The organism is Dyadobacter chenwenxiniae (assembly GCF_022869785.1).
Taxonomy (GTDB): domain Bacteria; phylum Bacteroidota; class Bacteroidia; order Cytophagales; family Spirosomataceae; genus Dyadobacter; species Dyadobacter chenwenxiniae.
Window position 1 is genome coordinate 4329216 of sequence record NZ_CP094997.1, and the last position, 15619, is coordinate 4344834.

Annotated in this window: 14 protein-coding genes; 1 reads left to right on the forward strand and 13 read right to left on the reverse strand. The window is 44.5% G+C overall.

Going from position 1 to position 15619, the window contains the following annotated elements; translation table 11 throughout:
- Nucleotides 1-17: 17 nt before the first annotated feature.
- On the reverse strand, nucleotides 18-1925 hold the full coding sequence (gene serA / locus MUK70_RS18395) for a phosphoglycerate dehydrogenase (RefSeq protein ID WP_234654386.1): 1908 nt from the start codon (nucleotides 1923-1925) through the stop codon (nucleotides 18-20).
- Nucleotides 1926-2037: 112 nt separating this feature from the next.
- Nucleotides 2038-3006, reverse strand: a complete 969-nt coding sequence (locus tag MUK70_RS18400) for a YheT family hydrolase (protein WP_234654387.1) — start codon at nucleotides 3004-3006, stop codon at nucleotides 2038-2040.
- A 113-nt stretch (nucleotides 3007-3119) separates the two neighbouring features.
- On the opposite strand from MUK70_RS18400, the gene MUK70_RS18405 reads away from it, so the two are divergent.
- Nucleotides 3120-3311 carry a cold-shock protein gene (locus tag MUK70_RS18405; RefSeq protein WP_026630672.1) on the forward strand — a complete coding sequence of 64 codons (192 nt, stop codon included), beginning with the start codon at nucleotides 3120-3122 and terminating at the stop codon, nucleotides 3309-3311.
- 65 nt (nucleotides 3312-3376) lie between these two features.
- Here MUK70_RS18405 and MUK70_RS18410 read toward each other — a convergent pair whose 3' ends face one another.
- From MUK70_RS18410 to MUK70_RS18460, 11 genes are all read right to left on the reverse strand, one after another.
- On the reverse strand, nucleotides 3377-4306 hold the full coding sequence (locus tag MUK70_RS18410) for a polysaccharide deacetylase family protein (protein ID WP_234654388.1): 930 nt from the start codon (nucleotides 4304-4306) through the stop codon (nucleotides 3377-3379).
- Between the two features lie 12 nt (nucleotides 4307-4318).
- Nucleotides 4319-5635, reverse strand: coding sequence for a DEAD/DEAH box helicase (locus MUK70_RS18415; RefSeq protein ID WP_234654389.1), 1317 nt, complete (start codon nucleotides 5633-5635; stop codon nucleotides 4319-4321).
- Between the two features lie 56 nt (nucleotides 5636-5691).
- Entirely contained in the window at nucleotides 5692-6072 is a 381-nt protein-coding gene (locus MUK70_RS18420; protein ID WP_234608610.1) for a co-chaperone GroES, read from the reverse strand.
- Nucleotides 6073-6164: 92 nt separating this feature from the next.
- Entirely contained in the window at nucleotides 6165-7625 is a 1461-nt protein-coding gene (locus MUK70_RS18425) for an MBOAT family O-acyltransferase (protein WP_234654390.1), read from the reverse strand.
- Between the two features lie 4 nt (nucleotides 7626-7629).
- Entirely contained in the window at nucleotides 7630-8577 is a 948-nt protein-coding gene (locus tag MUK70_RS18430) for a glycosyltransferase family 2 protein (RefSeq protein ID WP_234608612.1), read from the reverse strand.
- A gap of 70 nt (nucleotides 8578-8647) precedes the next feature.
- The gene (locus MUK70_RS18435) at nucleotides 8648-10348 is read right to left on the reverse strand and encodes a hypothetical protein (RefSeq protein ID WP_234654391.1); all 1701 of its coding nucleotides are present in this window, start codon (nucleotides 10346-10348) and stop codon (nucleotides 8648-8650) included.
- Nucleotides 10335-11768, reverse strand: coding sequence for a DUF6056 family protein (locus MUK70_RS18440; protein WP_234654392.1), 1434 nt, complete (start codon nucleotides 11766-11768; stop codon nucleotides 10335-10337). The genes MUK70_RS18435 and MUK70_RS18440 overlap by 14 nt, the downstream gene beginning before the upstream one ends.
- Nucleotides 11761-12711 carry a glycosyltransferase family 2 protein gene (locus MUK70_RS18445; protein WP_234608615.1) on the reverse strand — a complete coding sequence of 317 codons (951 nt, stop codon included), beginning with the start codon at nucleotides 12709-12711 and terminating at the stop codon, nucleotides 11761-11763. The genes MUK70_RS18440 and MUK70_RS18445 overlap by 8 nt, the downstream gene beginning before the upstream one ends.
- Nucleotides 12712-12802: 91 nt before the next feature.
- Nucleotides 12803-13717, reverse strand: a complete 915-nt coding sequence (locus MUK70_RS18450; protein ID WP_234654393.1) for a DMT family transporter — start codon at nucleotides 13715-13717, stop codon at nucleotides 12803-12805.
- 2 nt (nucleotides 13718-13719) lie between these two features.
- On the reverse strand, nucleotides 13720-14796 hold the full coding sequence (locus tag MUK70_RS18455) for an LptF/LptG family permease (protein WP_234608663.1): 1077 nt from the start codon (nucleotides 14794-14796) through the stop codon (nucleotides 13720-13722).
- A 19-nt stretch (nucleotides 14797-14815) separates the two neighbouring features.
- Nucleotides 14816-15478, reverse strand: coding sequence for a metal-dependent transcriptional regulator (locus MUK70_RS18460; RefSeq protein WP_234608617.1), 663 nt, complete (start codon nucleotides 15476-15478; stop codon nucleotides 14816-14818).
- Between the last annotated feature and the right edge of the window lie 141 nt (nucleotides 15479-15619).

The following is a 15619-nucleotide window of genomic DNA, read 5'->3' on the forward strand; positions in this document are numbered from 1 at the left end:
AAATTTAGTGTTTAGCTCTAATAAAGCATTCTGAATCTTATTGTGCCTTCGATATCCTTCACTTCCTGAATGAATTCCTCGGTGTAATCTTTGGCGATGTCCACGATCACATATCCGATATGCTCATTGGTTTTCAGATACTGACCTGTAATGTTGATATTATTTTTACCAAAAATATGGTTCAGTTTGGCCAGAATCCCAGGAACGTTTGCATGAATGTGCAGTAACCGGTGCGAATCTTTCAGCTTTGGCAACTGGACTTCGGGGAAATTCACACTTCCGTATGAGCTTCCGTTGTTCATGAACTCCAATAATTTGGAAGGCACAAAATGACCTATATTTTCCTGCGCTTCCTCTGTGCTTCCGCCGATATGCGGCGTAAGGATCACATTCGGTAAGCCTTTCAATTCGCTTTCAAAAATCTCGTCATTGGTTTTCGGCTCTTTCGGAAACACGTCTACGCCCGCTCCTGCCACTTTTCCACTCTTCACAGCATCCGCCAGCGCCTGAATGTCCACAACATGACCGCGAGACAGATTCAAGAAAATAACGCCATTCTTCATCAGGTCAAATTCGCGTTTGCCAATCAGGTTGGTATTCTCTTTGCGGCCATCAACGTGCATGCTGATCACGTCTGATATAGCCAACAGTTCTTCCAAAGAGTTAACCTTCCTCGCATTACCCAAAGACAATTTCTCAACAGCATCATAAAAATAAACTTCCATTCCGAGTGCTTCGGCAACAACAGAAAGCTGGGTTCCGATGCTTCCGTAACCCACCATTCCCAATTTTTTACCGCGCACTTCGAAGCTTCCGTTTGCAGATTTATCCCAAATCCCATTATGCAGCTGATTGCTCTTGCCCACAATGTTACGGATAAGCATAATCATTTCACCCACAGCCAGTTCTACAACAGAACGCGTGTTGCTATACGGTGCATTAAAAACGGCGATTCCTTTTTTTGCAGCCTCTTCCAGATCGATCTGATTTGTCCCGATGCAAAATGCGCCGATCGCCATCAAACGGTTCGCATTGTCCAGGACGCGCTTGGTAATGTTTGTTTTTGAACGGATTCCGATGATAGAAATGTCCTTGATACGCTCGCAAAGCTCATCTTCATCCAATGCGCCTTTGACAAACTCCACATTAAAACCTTGTTCCTCAAACGCGCGAAGCGCCGCTGGATGCACGTTTTCAAGCAAAAGCACCTTAATCCGGCTTTTCGGATAAGACTGGCTTCTGCTCATTTTATTATCATATAAAAAGTCATCGAAAGACGTCGCAATGTGATCTGCGACAGCCATAACGCGCGGACGCTCCACATTTTCCGTAAATGCATAAAAGCGACTCGCCAGGCCCGATGCCTTCAATTCATAGTCTGTATAACCGTCCCCGATAGCGTAAACGTCGCCTTCCAGATTCAGGGAACCAAGCAATTTAATTTTTCCACCGTCCGTCGAAAGCACGTTTTCCTCATCAACTCCTACAATGTTCCCATCTTCATCGAACAGAAATTCATTGGCATATACATGCTCAGGAAGAATGCCCAGCTCTGTTACAACCGGCACAATAAACTCCTTGAAACCACTCGAAACGATAAAGATCTGTTCCGCATTTTCCGTCAAAAACTGCCTGTTACGTTGAAATGAGTCGGAAACCTTCGTTTTTAACAAAGACACCAGTTCCTGAATGTTGGAGCGATTGGCTTTGAGAAGCGCGATCCGCTGGCGAAGCCCGTCAGCGAACGACATTTCGCCGTTCATGCCCTTATTCGTCAGATCAGCGATTTTCTGAACAACCTGATCACGTTCTGGATGGCCGTTTAAGGCAATCGCTGCTAATTCGTCGAGCCCTTCAACCTTGGTAAAAGTGCTGTCAAAATCAATGATAATGTACGGTGATGGATTAAGTGTTAATGTGGACATGAAACGGGAAATAACTGAATATTAATCGGTTAAATAGAATTGGTGTTAACAGCGCAAAATTACGAATCTGAAACCATATCACACTAACAAAATAATTTCTGAATCAGTTTTATCAAGAAAGAAACTCCAAAGCCTGCTCCTCAGACCAGTAAACGCCGTTTTTCAACCTTGCAGGACGGAATCCGCAGTGCCCGCCGTCCAGCGTTGCCACAAGGCAAACCTGGGCGTGCGCCTTCAATTCTTCCAGCGGCAAGCTGCTAAACGGCACAATCGGGTCATTTTTGGCATTAATAATCATTGTTGGAATGGCGATGTCTTTAATGAAGAATTTGGAACTGCATTGTTCATAGTAATGATCTGCACCATTGAAGCCATGCAGCGGTGCAGTGAAAATATGGTCAAAGTCGTATAGCGTGAGGACGAGCTTCTGGTCATTAATATTGATGCGGTCAGGGAAAAATGCGGCTTTGGCATTCACTTTTGGTTTCAATGTATTCAAAAACCGGTGCATGTAAACCTTATTCTCAGGCTGTATTATGGAAAGACTGCAGGCACGAAGATCCATCGGAACACTAAAAACCAATGCATTTTTAATCCTGCTGTTCAGATTCACACCCGATTCGCCAAGATATTTAAGCGTAAGATTCCCGCCCAGGCTGAAACCAATTAAATGTATCTGCCCATAATCCTCCTCTAGTGCACGCTGAACGACCAGTTCCAGATCCTCCGTTGCGCCGCTGTGATAAAAGCGGGCGGTTTTGTTCATTTCTCCGCCGCAACCACGGAAATTCCAGGCGAGACAATCGAACCCGTGCTGGTTTAGCAGCTTCACCATGCCTAATATGTATTGCCGCGTGCTGTTGCCTTCGAGCCCATGCGAAAGTATAACCAGCTTGCCCGATTTTCGATTTTCAGCATAAGACCAGTCAAGATCCAGAAAATCTTCGTCGGGTGTAACTATTCTTTCCCGCTGGTAATTAACGCCTTTTACCTTGCGAAAAAGTGCCGGGTAAATGCTCTGAAAATGCCCGTTAGGAAGCCAGTAGGGCGATATAATGCTTGTGGTTTCAATCAATGGCATGCAACAAAGGTTATTGAATAAACTAGAATAATTCTAAGCATATTTTAATTTTAATATTGCATTTATACTTTTTCTGTATACATTTGGTTTTTAAAAATATAAGATCAATACTAATGGCAGAAGGTACAGTAAAGTTTTTCAATGATTCCAAAGGATTTGGATTCATCCAACCATCAACTGGTGAAAAAGACATTTTCGTTCACGTTTCAGGTCTTCAAGACGACATCCGTGAGAATGACAAAGTGTCTTACGACGTAGAAAATGGAAAAAAAGGTCTAAACGCTGTTAACGTTCGCGTTATCTAAGTTTAGTCATAATAAGACATTTCGAAAGCATGCTGTACTGCATGCTTTTTTTATGCCCTTTCCGCTCACTTCTTTGCATTCATCTCTTCGTGTGCCTTGTGAATCTCCATATTTTGCGGCTCTAAACGCATCATTGCGCGCCTTTTTGCCGGATCTTGAATCCAGCGGTAAATCCACGAAAAGCCAAATGGCCCTTTGTAATGTTCCTTTGACTTATACACAGGATCAGTCATCGCGTCACCCAGGCTTATGAAATTGTATTGCTGGTCTTTCAGTTTTTGGACCAATTGCGGCAAATAATCTGTATTCAGCTGGCTGTCGTGGCAGAGATAAATCTGCTTAATGGGCCTGTCGAATGTTGCTACGGACAGGCTGTCAAAGAAAGCAAAGATCTTTACGCTCGTTTCTACATATTGCATGCCGATGGATTTGGCCTTTGCCGCGTCCCCCTCCCTTAGTGCTTTGTCATATAACCGCGCGTAAAGCCAGTCCTCACTTTCGACGGTGTAAGGCGTGCTGATGTATTTTTTCTCCTTCAAAAACTGCTGCATACGGTCGAAATCAATGCTATCCTTGCCCATGCTATTGAACGGGAACCTGAAATAATCCAGCGATTTGCCCGAGCCTTTGAGCAGTTCTTTGGTCAAAACTTCGCCTTTGATGACTTCCTCTTTGAATGCGTCAAAACCAACCTCTGCGTAATTCGGATGCGAAAAGCTATGATTGCCGACGGTAACATAATCCCGCAGAACCCAGGATTTGAGTAATTGTCTGTTCTTTTCAGCAGCCGGCGTCTGTTTCAGATTGGCTTCATTGATAAAGATCGCAACAGGCAATTTCAGCGAGTCCAGTTTTTGCAGCAGGCCAGAAGATCCGTCCGCTTTGGCCAGATGCACATTAGGAATATCGTCAATCGTGATGGAAACGCTGCGTTGCTGGGCGTAAGAAAGGCCGGAAACAGACATTATTGCGGCCAGGAGAACGTGTTTTTTCATAAAAACAGACGGCTATCTTGCAATTTCTATTTTATATTTCTTCCCTTTCATCTTTTCTGTTGCAATCACTTGCAGCATTGCTTTGGCCTTTCCGCGCCTCACGGCTGCAAATGAGATATTGTCCTTCACTTCAATCAGGCCAAGATCCTGCTTTTCCAATGTGCCTTTCTGCAAAAGGAAACCCACAATGTCCATTTTATTGAGCTTGCTTTTCTTGCCTCCGCTAATGTAGATCGTCACCCAATCGGAAACCGGCGGTGCGGCCAGTTTTGCCGGTAGATCCAGGACTTTGGGTTTGCCAGATATATAATCGGGCAACTTGTCATCCTTTTCCATTAAAATATAAGCCGTTCCCTCAGTCAGCATGCGCGCTGTGCGACCGTTCCTATGCGTGAATTCGTCGCCTTTCATGGGCAATTCGAAGTGAATCACGTGCTTCATGTCGGGAATGTCGAGGCCGCGTGCTGCCAGGTCGGTTGCTGCGAGAAACAGCACAGAACCGTTGCGGAAGCGGATCAACGTGCGTTCGCGGTCTTCCTGTTCGAGCTTACCGTGGAAAAAAGCACAATCAATGCCCTCCTCTTTCAGGACAGCGCTGATGCGCTCGACGGAATCTCGTTGGTTGCAGAAAATTAACGTGGACTCAGCTCCCAGAAAACTCAGCAGCTTCACCAGCGTGGTCATTTTGTCCTTTTCGGCTAAAACCTGGACCACTGTCAGCCCTGCGCTTTTGTTTTTATTTGTAACAAAATCAACGGTAACGGGTGCCTTAATGCTTGTAAATGACGGGATTTTGGTGGTTGTAGCGGAGACCAGAACTTTCTTTTTTACATTTCTCAGATTCCGGACGATCTCAGACATTTCTTCCTGAAAACCCAGTTCCAGGGATTTATCGAACTCATCCAGGACAAGTGTGGAAATGTGCCTGACGGAGAAAGAATTTCTGCGAATGTGATCCAGAATGCGGCCTGGCGTTCCTACGATCAATGCGGGAGCTTCGACAAGGCTTCTGATCTCGGTTTGCATATCATGACCGCCATAGCAGCATGTCACTTTAAACCCGGTCGACATCTTCTTCCAGACCTGCTCAATTTGAAGCGCCAGCTCACGTGTGGGCACAATGACCATGCATTGCACGTGGTCGGTTTGCGGCTTTAAAATGGAGAACAATGGAAGCAAAAAAGCGAGCGTTTTGCCGGAGCCAGTCGGCGCCAGCAGCACAACTTCGCTATTTTGCTGAATGGCCTCATCAGCCTGTTGTTGCATTTCATTTAGCTCAGTAATGCCCAGGCCAGCGAGATTTATTTTAGTATTTTCCGGATTTGTCATAGCCAAAGATAACGGTTAGCCCGGATTAAAATCCAGGCCCCTACAAATCCAGGCTATCAATCATACAGATCCTCCGAACGTTCCAACATTAAAATAGACGATTGCGGGACGATGACATATTTCTGTCCGTCATATTCCAAATCAATGGCATTACGCTGCAAATAGATAGCCAAATCACCCTCTTTGGACTGTAACGGCATATATTTAACTTTTTCCTCGGTTTCTTTCCAAGGCTCGTCTTCGGCTGCAACGGGAATCGGATATCCCGGGCCAACTTTGATTACATAACCGCTTTGCACTTGCTCCCTTTCAGTCACTGTTGGTGGCAGATAAAGGCCACTGTTTGTGCGGTCACTCGGACTTTTTGGACGGATCAAAACGCGATCCCCTACTATTATAAGACTTCTTAACTTGTTGTCTGCTGTTACTTCGTACATTTTATTAAAACTTTAATTCAAAAGGACGTTGATTATTACTCCCATTTCTGGTAACAAATATTTAAGCGCAAATGTTTATCCTCTTCTATTCCTTAAAACTGAAAATAAATGAACTGATTTTCAGTAATGACCCCCAAAAAGTAGGTCAGGAAAGTAATGATGGGGAATAATATGAAAAATACCGTGGTGCTCGCAGTTGGTATTTTTTCAAAGTAATGTTCTTTCCAAAGCAAAAAACCGATCAGGAAAACGCAGAACCACATTTCGACGTGATTGAATGGACTTAATATCTGGTCGGACAAAGAAAGATCTCCTATTTTCCTAAAAATGACCATCGAGCGGCTGAGCGAATTCCGGAAAAATATCCAGGCCAATGTCACCAACGCGAAGGTTATCAGCACATTGATGATCCGAAAAAAGAAATTATCAGGCATTTTAATATTCGCCTGTTTTAAATATTTATCACGCAACGAAGCCGTAATCTGGTAAAATCCGTGCAGGGCTCCCCAGATCACAAAACTCCAACTCGTTCCATGCCATAACCCGCTGACCATGAACACGATCATTTGGTTGCGGTATTTCATAAATTCCCCCTTCCGGTTACCACCCAGCGGAATGTACAGATAGTCTCTGAACCAGGTTGAGAGCGAAATGTGCCATCTTCCCCAGAATTCGGGAATGGATCTGGACTCATAAGGTGAACGAAAATTGTCCATTAATGTAAAGCCCATCACCCTGGCAGCACCTATTGCAATGTCGGAGTAGCCGGAAAAGTCGCAGTAAATTTGAAATGAGTAAAAAGCTGTGGCTGTCAGCAAAGTCAGTCCATTGTGGTCAGAGGCCGGATTGTAGGCATAATCCACGAAGACGGAAAGCCTGTCGGCTATGACCATTTTCTTAAAAAATCCAAAGGCCATTTGCATCAGCCCCGACTTCACCAGCTCAAAATCATATTTGAAATACGAATGAAACTGGAAAAGCATGTTTTGCGGACGCTCGATCGGCCCGGCGACCAGCTGCGGGTAAAACATCACATACAGTGCATAAATACCAAAGTTTCGCTCGGCGGTTTGGTTGCCGCGATAGACTTCAATGGTATAGCTCATGGCCTGAAATGTGTGAAAAGACAAGCCAATCGGAAGCAGAACTTTCCCTTCGCCAGTTGTCATCCATTCGGCTATACGACTGGGAATGAGCCTCGTTAACGCAGGAACAGCCGGTCGTAAATCGAAACTTGCGAGAACGCTGTTAATGGAATCCTGTAAAAAATCGTAGTATTTGAAGAATGCCAGAATACCGATGTTCGAAATCAAACTGATGATCAGCAGCAACTTTTTTTGCTTTTTATCATTCGATTGTTCAATCCAAATCCCTGCATAATAGTCGATTACGATGGTTCCAAACAGGATCAGGATAAAGATCGGCTTGAAAACCATGTAGAAGTAGCAACTGGCAGCCAACAAAAGCATCCAGCGACCACGCCACGACAAGCTGAAATATGCCAGCGTGACAACAATAAAGAAGATAATGAATTGTATATCGGTAAACAGCATCAGTTCAAATGTACTCTCGGTTGACTATTTCTTCCTTAATAATGAACAAAGGGCGATTTTTGGACTGAAAAAATATGCGGAGCACGTATTCCCCGATGATGCCCAGCGCCAGTAACTGCACGCCGCTGAACAGAATTATAACAAAAAGCAAGGATGTGAAACCCTCAATCACGTGGGCAAAAAACATCTTTTTGACGACAACAACAATAAAATAAAACAGAGAAATCAAGATTGCAGTGACGCCTACCCTGCTCATAAACTTGATAGGAAATTCACTGAAATTGAAGATTCCGTTGTAAGCCAGCTGAAACAGTTGCTTGAACGAATATTTGGACTCTCCCGCAGCCCTGGCATCTCTTTCGTACTCAAAACCAACTTGCTTGAAGCCGATCCAGGAGCGCATTCCTCTCAAATAACGGCTTTCCTCAGGCATTTTATTCAAAACATCCACAACCCGGCGGCTGATCAATGCAAAATCGCCGCTATCCAGCGGAATTTCGACATAGGAAATGGAGCGCAAAATGCGATAGAACAGATGATAGCCCATTTTCTTCACAAAACCCTCCTTACGCTTCTTGCGGACCGCGTATACCACATCGTTTCCTTCTTTTAATAATTTATAAAAATCGGGAAGCAATTCGGGCGGGTCCTGCAAATCGCCGTCGATCACAAAAAGTGCCTCAGTTCCTCTTGCTGCGGCAATTCCTGCTGTTAGCGCCAGTTGGTGACCATGATTTCTGGAAAGAAAAACCCCGTGATAACGCTCGTCTGTTAACGCCAGCTGCCTGATTTTGAGCGCCGTGTCATCTCTGCTCCCGTCGTCGATCAGTACGACTTCAATGGCAAGCGGACTGGAATCCATCAATGCATTGATTCGCTGAATAAGCATCGGAAACGACTCTGACTCATTATAAAGCGGGGCGACAATGGATATCTGAGGGATTTGAGACATTCTTCTATTTGGCTATTTGCTATGGCCGCAAAAATACACCTTTCAGCGCATTATCAAGTGCCCAAATGATTTATGGGATTGTAATTTTTCTAAGAATACCGCCTTCTGACTTTCCGTTTTGAATGTTAATGATGCCCAAATCATAAGATCCCGGCCTAAGGGACGTCATTGGAATTTCTATGTCTGCGCCCTTATCATATTGTTTCAAAATGTTCCGCCCCATGTATTTCTGAGGCGTCATTTTAAAGAAATAAAGCTGTTTGGCATCCCTGACAAAGGCATATTGACCATTATTGCGGTTCAGTGAAATGTGACTTTGTGGATCATTGATATACAAAATACTGTCGCGTGTCGAGACCGTTATCCCTTCTTCATCCGGCATTGGGTTTTGTATCCTGCTCATTTCCTTGGCAAGCATTTCGGGCCTGTCCGGATATTTGTAAACATCCCAGCTCACCATTTGCTTCATCATCGAATCCACATAAAAAGCGCTTTTTGAAAACGGCACGTGACCGAGCCCAAATGCATTGTGCTCCTGGTTGTAACCATTGACTGTCAGATATTTATTCCTTTCCGCAATGACGGGCAGATAACCGTAAATGGAAAAACCCCAAATGATTACGCTCATTGTCAGCGCAAATTGAAATATCCATTCCTGAATTTGTTTCCCTGAAACCGCATTGATGAACGTAAGATAAGCCACGGTCAAAAACAGCGCGGGATACATTTTGTAATTGCTGACAATCATCACGAAAAACCCAAAACGGGGCCTTAACAAGCCTATAATGAGCGCATTGACCAATAAAAATGTCAGTATACCCAACAGGAACATGTCCTGGTTTTTCTTATCGATTGACGCTTCTGAGCTTGTGTAACGGATATTTTTTGGCCAGTTGAATGTGCGGTTAAGCCAGGGAATGAGTTGTTTGTACAACCAGATAACCACCCAGATCATTACCAAAAAGCCCATCAAAACCGGCAATGCGGAGCGGACGACAATGGTTTTTTCGGGAAAGAAATCAAACAAGCCTCCCAGAAACGCGAAGAATCCTAAAACGGACAAATGTGGATATTTGGCAAAGAACTCCATGCTGGACTCGTTGCCCTGCGCCGACATGCCGTAAAAGTAAAACCCTACTGCCATTGCACCAGCTAAAAGCCAAATGCTGAGCTGCTTATAATTGGATCTCAAAAACAGGATCATCACGCCAGCGGGCCAAACGAAGATCCCATTACTCATTGCATAAGTAGCACAAACGGCCGCCAAAACCGCCCAACCAAATCTGCTTCTTGATAAAAGAAACATGGAAAGACTGATAAAAAACACAACCGGCTGGTGCTGCAAGCTGCAAATGGCCCAGAGAAAAACCAGGTGATATTGCAATTGGAACAGTAAAAAAGGAACTGGCAAAAAATACCACCAGTTAATTTTGGTTTTGGCAAAAGAAAGCCAGAAAATCCTTAATGTTCCGAGCGTGAAACAGGCGCCGGCAATGTGCAGAAATGTAAAGTTTAAATGTCCGGTTACCCAATAGTAAGCAAGCGTCACGAGCTTCCCGATCACCATGCGGTGTTCGTTATTGGGTTGAAAAAGCAATGTTAACCGGTCCGAAAAGGATGAGTCTGTGATCCATTTTCTTAAAAAGTCGGGAAATGGATCAAAATCGTCATACCAGGGGAGGTTGACTGAATAATATAAAATGACAAACACCCAAAGCAGCACGGGCAATGTCATGGCGGCACTTATGGCTAACTTTTTACTGCTGTTCACCTTGCGAATCTTTCATGATAATTACTTTCCTGCCGAAATATCCGGCCATGCATTTGTTCCACCAATGATCAGGATTGTCCTTAATGTCGTCATCCACGAAAATCGATAACGGTTTGGAATGGATTGGCGGCAAATAAACAGTGCTTTCTTTTGACTCGCGCAACTGGGCATAGCGCTCGTACATTTCCTTGTCAAATGCCGCCGCCTTGCCATGAATTAAGTCTGAATACATTAAACGCACATTAGCACTACGATAAAACGAAAGGCTTATAGACAGGATCAGAACGGCGTAAAGTATCCCATAACGCACCACTGAAAACTGAAATTGATTCGTATTGCTTTTTCTGAAATAATGGAAAACAACGCCAATCACATAAAACCAGCCGATCAGGAAAAAGAAGTAAACGCAGTTGATCACGCGTGGTGTCGGCTCAATCCCCACTCCATAATAAGAAGGGAAAAGCTGCGCGGAAAGCACACCAACGAATAATAGCACCGCATACCAAACCGGAATGGAGAAATAATTGCGCGCCCCGGCCGACAACCTGGAAAGCACAACCAGCCAGGCCAATGAGAAGAAAATCAGCGGAGTTCGGAAAATCCAGTCGAAGCTTAAAACGGCGAGTTTTTTGAACGAAGAAATTACCGAAAATGGAACATTACCGCCGAGCGGATTGCCGCCAATGCGGGCCTGATTACCCGGAGAACTGAAATACAAGAAACAGGACGCCGCACAAACCAGCAACATCGCTATCATAAAACCATCCACTTTACGGTGGAAAAGAATGCGGTAAACCCACCACGCGCCAATGAGCAAAACAATGATCAGCAGGTTCGTTTCACTGCTTCCAACGATCGCAAAGACCAGGAATCCAGCCAATGTGCTTAAAAGGATCTTCGCTGTTTGCGTATCCTGGCGATACCAGCGCAGCACGAGCACGATCCATAGCAATGTGAAAATGTTCGGGATCGTGTAAGTCACGAACGCCGCCATCCAGTAGAATGCCTCGGACATGCTGGCGATTTTCAATATATAAAGGAAGAAAACCACACCCGCAAATCCCAAATGTGCCATTCGCGACAATGTGGGCGTAAGGTGCCGGAACAGGCTATATAATGCGAAAACAACTCCTGAAAGCAGGATGACCGGCAATATTTTAAAACCGGTAACCGAATGAAACAGCAGCGGATTGGAATGGTTAAGAAAAATACCAAAATAACGCCCCGTCCAGCCGGAATAGTAATAATTCATGGCTTCGAGCCAGCCGAATTTAAACACCGTGTCGATGTAACAGTAATCGTCGGCCGGGGAAGGATGATTGTAATAAGAGAGCGCGAATAACGGAGCCAGCACTGTGACCATCAATAAAATGTTGATCCAGTTGCCTACGATCCGATATTTCCGATAAAATCTATTCATTTAAAGTTTTTTCAATGATGTAACGAGGACGGCCTTTTACTTCTTCGTAAATCTTGCCAATATATTCTCCGATCAGCCCAAGCGCCATCATATTGGAACCACTAAAAAACGTAAGCGGTAACATGGTGGAAGTCCAGCCGGGAACGGTGTAACCGACCAGATAGGAGAAAAGAATATAAGCCACAATAATCATTGCGACCAAAAAATTAAAAACGCCGAAATACAAAACCAGGCGCATGGGGAACGTTGAAAAAGACGTAATGCCATTCCATGCAAAAAGCAGCATTTTGCTCAGCGGATACTTCGTTTCTCCGGCTTCGCGTTCCAGGCGGTTATAAAAAACCTTATCATTCCTGAAACCCACCAGCGGCACAATGCCGCGCAGAAACATATTAATCTCTTTAAAATTTCCCAGCTCCTGCAAAACCCGGCGGTCCATTAACCGGAAATCGGCGTGGTTGAAAACAACTGGAACGCCCATTTTTTGCATTAACACATAAAAACTCTCGGCAGTAACACGCTTGAACCAACTATCCGAACTCCTGTCGCCTCTTACACCGTAAACGACCATTGCGCCGTCACGGTGCTTTTCGACCATGGCTGCAATGGCATTCATATCATCTTGTAAATCAGCATCGATGGTGATGAAGCAATCGAAACTGTCAATATTTTTTTCCAGACCCGCCATAATTGCACTTTGATGGCCGAAATTTCGGGATAAACCTACGCCGATAATGTTCGGATCCTGCTGGCAAAGAGTTTCTATAATGTTCCAGGTTTTGTCGCGGCTTCCATCATTCACGAAGCAAATGCGGCTGTCTTCTGTGATAAGGCCCTGCTGTTTGAGCGAGTTATAATAAACGCTCAGTTTAGAATAGGTCAGATGCAATATGGCCTCTTCATTGTAGCAGGGAATTACCAGAAGTAAACGCGCTGGATTCATAGAACACCTTTTGGTTGAGTCGACAAAAATAGCAGTAATAAGTTAATATGCTCTTTTTATCAATGGAGTCTTCGGATTTAGGTTTGAATGTTTATTTCTCGGTTAATGTGCTTTTTTTACCTAAAACCGTATTAATCAGCAGCGGGTAAAGCAACACGGCGAGTAATATCAGCAATGTGCCCATGTAAAATTCGGAGGTCATCCGTTCTTTCTCGCCAAAAAAGAAAAAAGCCAGCGCAATGCCATAAACCGGTTCAAGGTTAATGGTGAGGTTGATGAGATAGGCCGAAAATTGCCTCATCAGTTGCGTGGCCATTGTGCTTGCGTAAACTGTGCATATGAGGGCCAGGAACAATATCCAGACCCAATCTTTGGCAACCGGAATGTAAGGTTCTCCGCCCGACCAGCCCTGCCATTCGAATATGACTACAAAAATCAGTGAAAAGAATGTCGCACCGATCATTTCGTAAAATGTAATGGTATAAGCGTCAATGCGTTGCACGAGCCTGCTGTTGGCGACGGTGAACATGGCGGCTAATAATGCGGATGCCAGCGCCAGCATTAAGCCCAAAGCATGATCAAATTCGAATTTGAAAACAACATATAAACCTGCAAATGCCAAAATCCCCAATCCTACTTCGAGTGGCCGGATGCTTCTTTTGTTGACCAGTGGCTCTATTAAACTTGTCCATAATGATGTGGTAGCCATTCCTGCCAGGCAAACCGAAGCTGTTGAAACCCGCGCCGACGCAAAAAACAGCATCCAATGTGCCGATAAAATAAAGCCGACCGCCAACATTCGGATTATGTCCTTATTATCCGCCTTGAATTGCTTTTTCTTAAAAAAAATAATGGCGCCTAACCCGATTGCCGCAAACAACGTCCGGTAAAAAACCAGCGAAACCGGTGAAATGGTGACCATAAGGCCAACAATAGCGGTAAAACCCCAGATCAGGACCAGAAAATGAAGATGCAGATACGAACGCAGTGCCGTGGGTGAGAACATGGTTATCGGGGCAATGTTTTATATAAAATCAGCCCTATGCATGAAAAAACAATGTTGGGCAGCCAAACTGCGAACAATGTGTTGATCGTGCCTGCCTCCGCCACGCCTTTTGACAAAAGGAAAAATAAGATATAAATAAACGCCAGCATGAACCCGAGCGCAATCTGCCAGCCTACGCCACGGCGACTTTTCCTGGCCGATACGATAACGCCGATCGCTGTAAGGATCAGGATGGCGAAAGGTTGGGTAAAACGAATGTATTTTTCAATCAGATAAACTTCCAGACCGTCTGCGCCGCGACTTTTCAGCAGATCAATATAAGCATTCAGTTCAGGTAAGGTGAATGTTTCAAAAAGGTTATAATCACTTTCAAAATCCTTGGGAGATAAATTGATCGTTGTGTCAATTTCTGCGCCGCTGCTCAGCTTTTCACCCAAGCTGTCCAATGTCCGCACCTGGTAATTCTGCAATGTCCATTTGCCTTTTTTGGGCTGCCAGACAATTTTATCCGCGTAGAACTTCTGCAAAAGCACATTGCCCTTGATCGTTTCCATCGTGAATTTGTTACCCGTTTTCGTCATTGTATTATAGCTTTCCAGATAGGCGTACACGTCCGGGGCGATGGTAATGTGCACATTATGCCCGCTGAAATAGAATTCCTGCTTTACATATGTTTTTTCAAAACTGTTACGGACCTTATTCGCTTTTGGCAAGATCCACCCCACCTGAATGAATGTAAGAAACCCCAAAACCGTCGCACCGACCATATACGGCAGCAGCATGCGCCCGAAGCTGATCCCGCTGCTGAGCATGGCAATGATCTCTGTGCGGGCCGCGATCCGGGAAGTGAAGAAAACGGTGGCGATGAAAACCATCAGCGGACTGATGTAATTGATCCAGTAAGGAATGAGGTTGAAATAATAATCCACAATAATCTCATTCAGCGGCGCTTTCTTATCCAGAAAGTCATCCACTTTTTCCGTGTAATCGATCATGCAAATGATCAGCACGATCACGAATGCAACGAAAACATAGGTTATCAGGAAATTTTTGATCAGATAACGATCCAGTATTTTCAATCTCATGGCTGGGGAAGTCTCATCGGCGCTGAACCAGTAAATTTTTGGACACCTCGAGACTGATAAACAACGTCTGACCGCCGTTTATTTGTACAGAAGCTGATTTATCATATTCATTAATCTCTTTCACTTCTATAACGGCACCCAATGTAATGCCTGACCGATCCAGATGTTGTAAAAAAGACGGCGCGTGATCCAGAACGCCCATCATCAGCACTTTTTCACCCACCTGAATGTCAGTCAGAATGGTGTAATCGGGTTCGGTAAGGTTGCCCTTGGCGTCGGGGATCGGGTCGCCGTGGGGATCAAATCTGGGGTGACCCAGGAATGTGTCCAGTTTCTCGACCAGGATCTCGGATGGAATATGTTCCAATTCCTCCGCAATGTCGTGCACCTCGTCCCAGCCAAAACCCAATTTTTCAACCAAAAACACTTCCCAAAGCCGGTGCTTGCGGATCACCTTAATAGCGACCTTTTCACCGCTATCGGTAAGTCTTACGCCCTGATATTTTTTGTAATGGATTAATCCTTTCTCCGCCAGTTTACGTAACATATCTGTTACGGAAGCAGCTCGGGTGGATGTGCTTTCTGCCAGCGCATTCGTGCTTACCTCCACGCCCTCACGGCCGGAAAGTGCGTGAATGATCTTTAAATAATTTTCTTCTGTGAAGGAGTTTTGCATTGAAGTCAGCACCAAGGCATTAATCTTGATATGAACAAAAGTACGACTTACTAATCGTAAAATAAAAAATTTAGACTGACCTAAAAATATATTTACAGAATCTTTTATCTTTGTTTTTAGTAAACTAAATTGTTTATTACA